Genomic DNA, 7,945 nt, shown 5'->3' on the forward strand with positions numbered 1-7,945 from the left:
CACCTGGTCAAGAAATTTTTTGAACTGCTCGCTTTCCAGCGCGGTGGCAAGGTCAGGCGTATCGAGCAATTGCTCAACTGCCTTGTCTGAATCTGATGTCATCTTGGTCGCCTGTGCTTTGCGTGGGAGCTTCAGTCTCAGTCATGCACTTTGCTCGACACCGCCAACGCCGGAAGCGGCTGAGCGATGTCAGGTGTTGGACGAGCCCGCGTCACGGAGCGGCAGAGCCATGGGCAACACAGGCCGTCTTGCTGAGAGTTCAGTCAACCTTGCGTCACTTTGCACGGCCACGACCTTTTTCCAACAGCGTTGTGCCAAAATCCCGTCTCTGCCAATCGAAGTTGACGATCTGCACGTCGCCGGAACTGCCGACAGAATGTTTCCACCTGGCGGCGGCGGCTCTGAGTACCGTGCTCCAGGGCGGCAACTCCAGGTTAAGACTTTCGGCACGAATGGTTCGAAGGCGGACATCGTGTTCATATTCAAAGGTGCGGGCGGAAAAGACGATGTGCATGTTCCGTGCGCCGCTCAGCCTGCGTACAAGATTGAGTAGGACATTAAGACGACCGGTGCGTAGGTCTACATACCCAGCCAGTGCGTCAAGCTGGTCAATGATGAGCACGGTCGGACGCGTGAGCGACAGCCCAAGTAGAAGCTTTGTCGGAATGTGATCCAGGCCGATGGATTGTGAAAGTCCTTCCTCGTCAGAAATGTCGAGGTCTAGCAAGTCTGCTTTGATCGCCAGGAATGGAATGTTTTGGTCATGAAGGCGCTGGCCGAATGCTGCCAGCAATGCAGATTTTCCGGCGCCAGGAGGTCCCAAGAGCGCCGTTGTGCTGCTTTCGGAATCTTGAACCAGCGATAACAGGTGATCGAGTTCGGCGCGATGAATTGCGGTTCCGTCCGGCAGTGCCGCCCCACCTGAGGGTGAGATATTGCGGAACGGTTTCCTTAAAGATGAGAATGCCTTTGGCAGCAAAATCGAAGCTGGCGAAAGGAAATCTGCTTTCTACATCGACGGCGATCACGCTCCAGTTCACGCCCGCAACTGCGCGAAGGCCACCGACGTTCCTCACATGTGCAAACCCTATGTCGTGATTGAGGGGGAGCACCTGAAATCCAACCTTCTCCACCCGGACTCGCAACCTGCCCCATCACGTTGCCGCCATGCACCACCACCCACGGCGAAGCCCGGAGACGTTGCACGCTTCCTTGACCTTTCTTAACGATGTCCGGCAGGGCGCCACCGCCTTCTCGACGCTCCGACACTGCCATCAGCCCCACCTTCCCAAGCCGGCCTAAGTTTTTTAACGAAGGCGGGGAACATGGATGCTGCCTCGCGGTTGGACCCCGGAAAGCCAATTCACAGCCTGAAGGAAAGCGGCCGAGCTCGCTCTCACGACGCCGCGAACCAGGCCTACGGGAGATTAAGCATGCGAGCGCTGGTTTGGCATGGAACAGAAGACATACGTTGCGATGAAGTTACCGATCCCGAAATCGAGGACCCGCGCGACGTCATTGTCAAGGTGACGAGCTGCGCGATCTGCGGCTCGGACCTGCATCTCTATCACAACCTCATTCCGGCAATTCTGCCAGGCGACATAATGGGCCACGAAATGATGGGTGAGGTGGTGGAAGTTGGATCCGGGGTAAACGGCGCGCTTAGGAAGGGAGACCGCATCGTCGTTCCCTTCACCATCATTTGCGGGGAATGTGACCAGTGCAAGCGCAAGAACTTCTCGGTCTGCGAACGAACCAACCGCAACAAGAACATTGCCGACAAGGCGTTCGGTCACACGACGGCTGGGCTGTTTGGGTATACCCATCTGACTGGCGGTTATCCGGGCGGACAAGCCGAGTATGTTCGCGTACCATTTGCCGATGCAACGCACATCAAGGTACCGGTCGGGCTCTCCGATGAGCAGGTCCTCTTCCTTGGCGACATATTGCCAACTGGCTGGCAGGCTGCTGTCCAGTGCGAAATCGAGCCCTCCGACACCGTCGCGATCTGGGGCTGTGGCCCGGTGGGGCAGATGGCAATTCGCAGCGCCATTCTTCTCGGTGCCAAGCAGGTCGTGGGTATAGATTGCCTGCCCGAACGCCTTTCCATGGCCGGAGCGGGCGGCGCGATTACCATCAACTTCCTGGAGGAGAGCGTTGTCGAAAGGCTGAACGAGCTTACAGGCGGCAATGGGCCAGATAAATGCGTCGACGCCATCGGGATGGAAAGTCACGTGTCCTTCCGTCAACCGGACACCGTTTATGACCGCGCGAAGCAGATGATGCTGATGGAGAGCGATCGGCCCCACGTGCTGCGTGAAATGATCTATGTCTGCAGGCCAGCCGGCGTCATCTCAATCGCGGGCGTGTACAGTGGGCTCGTCGACAAGATCCCGATGGGCCAAGCCATGAACAAAGGCCTGACCTTCAGGATGGGCCAGACCCATGTGAACCGCTGGACCGACGACCTAATGCGCCGCATCGAAGAAGGTCAGATCGACCCGTCGTTTGTCATCACCCACACTGCCGGGCTCGAACAAGGACCCGAGATGTACAAGATCTTTCGCGACAAGCAGGACAGTTGCGTCAAAGTTGTACTGAAGCCATAGGATCAGTGTCATGAACATGCTTAGCAAATTCGGCAATCTCAGCAGACGGCCAAGCGACCCAAAGGTCGTAAAATCTGGCCCAAAGGCGCTCGCGCCCTCCGATATGGTAGCGCGCAAACTCGGATGGTTTAGCATTGCGCTGGGCATGGTCGAACTCATAGCCTCCGAGCGCATCGCCCGCGCACTCGGCATACCTGGTAAGGAAGGCGTGATCCGCGCCTATGGAGCGCGTGAACTCAGCAGCGGCATTCTGTCCTTGTCGGCAGACAGACAGTCCGGGCTTTGGAGCCGTGTGGCCGGTGATGGGCTCGACATCGGAACACTCCTATGGGCGTTCCGGCATGACAATCCAAAACGTGACAACGTCGGACTTGCATTGGTGCTCGTTGCCGGTGTGACACTCATCGATTTATTGACGGCGCAAAAGGTAAGCGCCCGGCACGCTCGAGGTCGCCGGCAACCGCAGGATTTTAGTAACCGCAGCGGCTTCCCACGGGGTCTTGAAGCTGTGCGGGGCCTTGCACGAAAAGACATGTCGTCACCTGCCAGCCAGAATTGAGCGGTGACTAACTGGCGCGAACCTGATCCTCCTTCTCTCGTGATTGCCGCCGATACACACGGCGCCGATTGGCGCTGCTCCAGGCGACCAAGGCATTGCCGCATGCCCGAGCCTGCCGCGGGTGCACCGTTCCCGATGGCAAGTTTCCGTCTAAAGCTGCAGATAGGCAAGGTGACGCGTGATGCTGTGTGCCCCGTCGCCACATCCTTCGCTACAGCACGGTCAGCCGCCAGCAGTCTAATCTGGTCGACCAAGTCCTTTCTTTGTAGCGAGTTTTTGCTTTTCTTTCAGCAGCCGAACGATCGCGTCGACGGGCGGCGCAAGGTCTGTTGGCGACTTGCTGTTCGAGCGCCACAAGTATTCAAAGAAGGTTCTCAGTATGCGCATTGTCGTTACCTCCTGGACCACCAAACTTGGCTTGGGCGTTGTTGTTCCTGAACGGCAGGCCAAGCGCCACTGTCCGAAGGCAAATTCATCCGTCGCAAGCAGGCACGGCTAGAGTCTGGACGGGATAGAAATCCTGGAACTCGTCCTCCAGAACTCAGCCGTGATCGCTCTCGGTTACAGACGCTCGTCCGTTCTTCCGACCTGGCATTCGGGGGAGACGGTAGGCGGCTTGGCTGAAATCGAGCGAGGGCGGGTTCTGGCGGTGGGCTTGTATTCCGTGCGGGAACCTGGCCGAGCCAATGCGTTCGGGTCGTGCAGCACTTGCCCTAGTGCTGATCGGACTGCACCCTCTGATCAGGCCGCGTCCTTCCCATCCCCTCGGGCGCCGGTTTCATATTTCGTTTGGTGGCCAGTGGAGCGGCGCGGCTGGAGGCGCGGCGGGCCTTTCTTGTTTCCGTGTGGAACTTCGGCGCGGGCTGAAAGTTTCATTTGTGCAGCTGCGACATGGATGACTCCCGATGGGCCCGCGTCCTTTTTTCCCGAAGGGCGCGGGCTTTCTTTAGTGCACGGAACACCGGGGCGGGTTGCACGTTTCGCCGGCATCCAGCGAAATGGCCGCTTGCGCGCTGCCTCAATCCCTCGCAATCCAGGCCCGTGTAGGCGTGAGGCACTACTGAGGGGCGTTGCGGTTTGTTCGGTTACGTCGATGACGTCCAGGCACAGAGGATTGCCGATCGGGCCAAAGGAACAAACAGCACCCACTTTGGTTAAAGCTGCGCGTGCCACCAGACACGCGTTTCTCACATTCGGAGACGACGATGGCTATGAAAAATGAATCGCAGAGCAAGGCCAAGGGCCTCGAAGATCTTTTCCACGACGGACTGAAGGACGTCTACTACGCTGAGCGCAAAATCCTGACTGCGCTGAAGAAGATGGCGAAGGGTGCCGAATCCGACCAACTGACCGCCGCATTCGAAAAGCACCGCGACGAGACGGAGGCTCAGATCGAACGGCTGCAGCAGGTCTTCGAGATTTTCGGCAAACGGGCACAAGGAAAGACATGTCCCGCGATCGACGGCATTATTGAGGAAGGACAGGAGATACTGGAGGAATTCAAGGAAGCTCCAGCTCTGGACGCTGGTCTTGTGGCGGCGGCGCAAGCTGTCGAACACTATGAGATCGCCCGCTATGGCACGCTGATCACCTGGGCCGGACTGCTCGGCCTAAAGGATGCCGTGCCACTGCTCGAGGAGACGCTCGAAGAGGAAAAGGCGACTGACGAAGCGCTGACGCAGCTTGGGGAGACCAGCGTCAACGAGCGAGCGATGCAGGAAGCTGCCTAGTTAAACGGCGCTTCGGAAGCAGAATCAATGAGCACGTCATGAACAAGAGAGAGAACGCGCCTCCGGACGACGGAGGCGCGCCTTTGTCGCCGGTGCCTGCGGCAACTCCTGTTCGAGCCCAACATCTCGGTCAACCGTCTGATCGACGATGGCACTGTCGTCCTCTTTCTTGGTCGCCTGGAAGCCGTACGCCAGAGCGCGACGACCTTATCATGGGGATCAAAACCAACCGGGGGGGGTGCCGATGCGGCCCGGCGGATTGCCCTCGAAATCCGGCTGTTCGCCAGCATTCAGGCCGAAATGCGTACTGCGTCGGCAAGATGAAAGTGTATTCGGCGGGGGTGACAATATTCGCGGCCTTCCCGAAGCCGTTCCGCTTCCTCACCACGGACGGGGTACCGATTGAACGAAAGCGCGATCGCATTAGGCTGATCGATGTCGTCAAACCACACCGGCGGAGGGAGAGGACCTGGATCCAACCTTCTCCGCAGGTCTACGATCACCTTCGTGGTTGGGGTGTTCGGCTGATGCTGTTCAGTCGACCTGTTCAATCTGCGGACCTGGGTCAACCGGCGGAGCCGGCGTGCAATCTTGCCCCTTGCATTCCTCGACAGGGTCATCGGATGGTGGAAGGCAGTTTTGGCCCTCGCAATGAACTGCCGGCTCTGGCGCTTCTACGTGGTTAGGCGGAACAAGCTGATCCTCAGCGCGAATGGCTGGCATTGCTGCGCTGATCATGCCCGTGCACAAGAGCGCAATTCCAGCAATTTCATTTTCGCCTCCGTGCCTGGCAGCGAGCCGTACCTTACACTTTCAAGCTGCGGCCGCATCATCTCAGCCACGAACGACGTTAACACGGGGTTTCAGTGCTGGCCGGAAGAGAGCGCTTGTCTTAGCTGCTGCGAGTTTGACATCGCAGGTGCGATCGATTCCCTTCACTGCCTCTGGCGTCAGCATGAGGCGGCGGGCCTAACCCAGGCTCCCGCGTGTTACTCCCAGGGCAGCCAGCTTACTCTTCGGACGTCCTAACGCGCTGGTACAGAGGCCAAGGGTGCCCAGCAGTGGATCAATTTGTCTGGCACCTCAATCGGACGGTCAGCAATGCCTGTGCCCCAATGCCGGGCACTCATGGGCCCGTCGCTTCGCAAAATGGAACGGCGAACCCTTTGCGTGTGCCGGGATACTGAGGTCGGCCTGATCGGCATGGAAGCATGACCGGCATGACCGGAGCCTTAGTGGCCCTAGGCGGCGATCGCGCCGCGCATGACACCTATATGCAGCTGGCGGGAAGCGGCTTGCGAATTCCAGCCCCGGCACTGTCGTCTGCTCTGTCTGAGAGCACTACGCTGAAGGCTGTTCTGCTTCTCTATGTCCAGACCCTCTATATTCAGACCAGCTACACCGCCCTGGTGAACGCACGGTCGAAGTTGGACGAACGTTTGGCTCGCTGGCTTCTGATGTGCCACGACCGCGTCCGCAACGACCGGTTTGCAATCACCCACGAATCATGTCCGTCATGCTCGGTGTGCGGCGACCGGGTGTCACGGTTGCCATCCAGGAGCTTGAGGGCAGGGGCCTGATCAGAGCCACGCGGGGTGAGATCGTCATCAGCGATCGTGATGGTCTGTTCCAGTTGGCCGATGGCACCTACAGCGAGCCGGAGAGGGAATATGAGCGGTTGCTGGGGAAATCGACTAACCGCTATTATCTGCGGCTTCGGCGAAAGTCACTAGCGACGAGCACCCGTCGTCGGCAATTCCAAGGACGCATCTCCATTAGCGTTTCCCCATCGCCTTACCCTTTCGCCATCAAATTCTTCACGGCATAAATCGCTTCGCGACCGGCACTCATGATCTGGGACTTTCGCTACCAGCTGTCAGCTTACGTGTGCACTTCGCCCATGTTGGACCCGTGAAGGTGCCCGCGCGGCGTCCAAGGCAGCCTTGTGTTCTCAAGCTGCACTCTTATTAGTATTGGAACGCTCAGAGAGCGGCGGCTCGCTGTTTCCGCTTGAAAGTTCTCATGGCCCGATGGATGTTCCGGAGAGCTTGGCTGGAATCGTGCCACCCTTCGAATTCGATCTGCTTGTCGGTGCCGGACACCGACGCGAGGAAAAACTGCTCGATCTGGGATCGCAAACGATCCGGAACATTCTCGCCAAGGAGAGACTCGCTATGCGCATCTTGCTTGTGCGGGCAAAATACATAGCGATCGTTTCTCACGGTCTCGCCGTTCTCCGTTTGCATGACACGAAGGGCCGCGAGCAGATCGCACTTGATGACAACACCGGGGGCGCTGGCTGCCTCATGGATGACTAGACCGTCTAGGGCATCGCCATCGTCGCCCAGTGTAGAAGGCAGGAAGCCCCAGTCGTACGGGTAGGCAAGGCCCGCTGGAAGCGGCCGCGTATATTCGAAAAGCTTCTTCTTGGGCTTGTAAGTCAACTTTGCTTCGGCGCCACGCGGCGTTTCCACGACCACCCTGATCCGACCTTTCGATGTAGTCGTAGGCAGTGTCAGATAATTCGCCACGTTTGGTCCTCGCCAGTCCATGCCAATGGCTCTAGACCCCTCTAAGCGGCGGATGGCGGATTTGTTCCGAACGTGCCTACCCGGGTCTCGAAGGCATCGGAGCCTGGTCTCGGCCGCCCGGCTGCTTGGCCGCTGCGGCCCCTCTTGGAAGCTTTCCGCCTGAAGCCCTCGGCAAGCGCGCCCCCAACAGGGCCGAAGCGAGGGAGCGGCATCTGAACCCTGCTTTGTCTTTCCGGTGATGGGGAGGATTACCTCACATCGCTCGATATGCCTGTCTAAAGATGACGGCCATCTAGCACCGTCATTTGCGCCAAGCGAAGTTGCGGGGAGATGCAAAGTGATCTGCGCGCTACGTGTTGCGCTCGCCCGAACGCGACTGCTGGTTGGCAGCATCGGCCGATCCGCCCAGCGTGTCGGCGACCGTGGCACCTCGCGCACCCATCGGCTGCTGCGCACCTGTGGTGGTGTCCTTGGCGGTCTGATGCTCCATCTCGGCATTCAGCTCCGCGCCCACAA

Annotated in this window: 7 protein-coding genes; 5 read left to right on the forward strand and 2 right to left on the reverse strand. The window is 58.8% G+C overall.

Annotated elements, in window-relative coordinates; translation table 11 throughout:
* Positions 1-274 precede the first annotated feature (274 nt).
* Positions 275-979 (reverse strand): ATP-binding protein, encoded by a 705-nt coding sequence (locus EOC93_RS31305; protein ID WP_164897571.1) that lies wholly within the window; start codon positions 977-979, stop codon positions 275-277.
* Between the two features lie 454 nt (positions 980-1,433).
* Here EOC93_RS31305 and EOC93_RS31310 point away from each other — a divergent pair, with 454 nt between their 5' ends.
* The 5 genes from EOC93_RS31310 to EOC93_RS35165 all read left to right on the forward strand — a co-directional run bounded on the left by EOC93_RS31310 (position 1,434) and on the right by EOC93_RS35165 (position 6,726).
* Complete coding sequence (locus tag EOC93_RS31310; RefSeq protein ID WP_127206553.1) at positions 1,434-2,609, forward strand: zinc-dependent alcohol dehydrogenase; 1,176 nt, start codon at positions 1,434-1,436, stop codon at positions 2,607-2,609.
* A 10-nt stretch (positions 2,610-2,619) separates the two neighbouring features.
* The gene (locus tag EOC93_RS31315) at positions 2,620-3,168 is read left to right on the forward strand and encodes a hypothetical protein (protein WP_095485142.1); all 549 of its coding nucleotides are present in this window, start codon (positions 2,620-2,622) and stop codon (positions 3,166-3,168) included.
* A 1,205-nt stretch (positions 3,169-4,373) separates the two neighbouring features.
* Positions 4,374-4,898 carry a ferritin-like domain-containing protein gene (locus EOC93_RS31320; protein WP_095485141.1) on the forward strand — a complete coding sequence of 175 codons (525 nt, stop codon included), beginning with the start codon at positions 4,374-4,376 and terminating at the stop codon, positions 4,896-4,898.
* A 1,211-nt stretch (positions 4,899-6,109) separates the two neighbouring features.
* Positions 6,110-6,478, forward strand: a complete 369-nt coding sequence (locus tag EOC93_RS35160) for a hypothetical protein (protein ID WP_245329874.1) — start codon at positions 6,110-6,112, stop codon at positions 6,476-6,478.
* Positions 6,415-6,726, forward strand: coding sequence for a helix-turn-helix domain-containing protein (locus EOC93_RS35165; RefSeq protein ID WP_245461595.1), 312 nt, complete (start codon positions 6,415-6,417; stop codon positions 6,724-6,726). Before EOC93_RS35160 ends, EOC93_RS35165 begins: the two co-directional genes overlap by 64 nt.
* A gap of 154 nt (positions 6,727-6,880) precedes the next feature.
* Here EOC93_RS35165 and EOC93_RS31330 read toward each other — a convergent pair whose 3' ends face one another.
* Positions 6,881-7,429 (reverse strand): inorganic diphosphatase, encoded by a 549-nt coding sequence (locus tag EOC93_RS31330; protein WP_095485542.1) that lies wholly within the window; start codon positions 7,427-7,429, stop codon positions 6,881-6,883.
* Positions 7,430-7,945 lie beyond the last annotated feature (516 nt).

The organism is Mesorhizobium sp. M6A.T.Ce.TU.002.03.1.1, from assembly GCF_003997275.1.
Taxonomy (GTDB): Bacteria; Pseudomonadota; Alphaproteobacteria; order Rhizobiales; family Rhizobiaceae; genus Mesorhizobium; species Mesorhizobium mediterraneum.

Coding starts and splice junctions, on each gene's coding strand:
- EOC93_RS31310 (WP_127206553.1), top strand. CDS start 1,434: ATGCGAGCGCTGGTTTGGCATGGAACAGAAGACATACGTTGCGATGAA.
- EOC93_RS31320 (WP_095485141.1), top strand. CDS start 4,374: ATGGCTATGAAAAATGAATCGCAGAGCAAGGCCAAGGGCCTCGAAGAT.
- EOC93_RS31315 (WP_095485142.1), top strand. CDS start 2,620: ATGAACATGCTTAGCAAATTCGGCAATCTCAGCAGACGGCCAAGCGAC.
- EOC93_RS35160 (WP_245329874.1), top strand. CDS start 6,110: ATGACCGGCATGACCGGAGCCTTAGTGGCCCTAGGCGGCGATCGCGCC.
- EOC93_RS35165 (WP_245461595.1), top strand. CDS start 6,415: ATGCTCGGTGTGCGGCGACCGGGTGTCACGGTTGCCATCCAGGAGCTT.